Source organism: Comamonas denitrificans (assembly GCF_042654745.1).
Taxonomy (GTDB): Bacteria; Pseudomonadota; Gammaproteobacteria; order Burkholderiales; family Burkholderiaceae_C; genus Comamonas; species Comamonas denitrificans.
In genome coordinates this window covers 1-1,151 of record NZ_JBHSEY010000062.1, presented here as the reverse complement: position 1 = coordinate 1,151, position 1,151 = coordinate 1, and the positions used below count along the sequence as shown (strand labels likewise).

The following is a 1,151-nucleotide window of genomic DNA, read 5'->3' as shown; positions in this document are numbered from 1 at the left end:
CCAGCGTTTCTCGTATTGCATAGGGCTGAGATAACCCAAGCTGGAATGCAATCTGCGCCAATTGTAGAAGGCCATCCAGTTCATGATGGCCTGCCTTGCTTGCTCCCGGGTTGCGAAGCGCTGGCCATGCACGCAAGCAACCTTGAGCCTGCCCCAGAAGCTTTCGATGGGCGAGTTGTCCCAGCAATTGCCTTTGCGGCTCATCGATGAACGCATCCCCCATTTGGCTAAAGCAGCTTGGAAGTCATGACTGCAATATTGGCTGCCCCTGTCGCTGTGGAAGATGGCTCCAGGCTCAGGCCGCCTTCGCCACCAAGCCATTGCCATGGCATCTTTAACCAAGCTGCTTTGCATGTGGGGCTGCAGGCTCCATCCCACCACCTGACGGCTGAACATGTCAATCACAGCAGCCAAGTACAACCAGCCTTCGTCGGTAGCGATATAGGTGATGTCACCGCACAGAAGTTGGTTGGGTGCCTGAGGCGTAAAACGCCGCTGCACCAAGTCAGGAGCAACCGGCAGGCTGTGTTTGCTGTCTGTAGTCACGACGAACTTGCGCTTGGTTTTAGCACGTATGCCGTGACTTGCCATCAGCTTGCGTACCCGCTCTTTGCCAATACGCAGACCTCTGGCTTGCAGCTCTTTGTGTATGCGAGGCCAGCCGTATTCGCCTTTAACCTCTGCATGAATGGCACGTATGTGGGTCAACGCCAATTCATCGCTACATAGGTGAGATACCTCACCACCGTTGCGTCTGAAACGGAAGTAACCACTGCTGCTCACTTGCAAAACATGACAAGAAACAGCAATCGGATAGACGTTCTTCATTTGATCAATCCAGGCATACCTCGCAGCACGTCCTGCGCGAAGTACGCCGCCGCTTTTTTTGCGATGTCACGCTCCATTCGCAGGCGTGCAACTTCAGCTCGTAGGCGGCTGATCTCCATTTGTTCCGGTGTGACCTTGCTGACAACACCATCGGCAACACCAAGCTGCAAAGTGCCTGCTTTTACTTGTCGCACCCAACTGCCCAGGCTGGCCTTGGGGATGCCCAACGTCTGGCACACCTGCATTTGAGATTGCCCGCTTTGCACCAAGCGCACAGCCTCCAATCTAAATTCCTGCGTGTATGCCGCACGTACTTGCTTTGC

The 1,151-nt window shown here is 54.6% G+C and carries 1 protein-coding gene; it reads right to left on the bottom strand.

Annotated features, from left to right (window positions below; genetic code table 11):
• Nucleotides 1-1,151, bottom strand: a protein-coding gene (locus ACFO24_RS13275; RefSeq protein ID WP_377738776.1) for an IS3 family transposase whose coding sequence is annotated in 2 segments (ribosomal slippage) — nt 1-890 and nt 890-1,151 — 1,152 coding nt annotated over the 2 segments. Because the reading frame shifts where the segments join, the coding sequence is not laid out codon by codon here. This gene is flagged as partial in the annotation.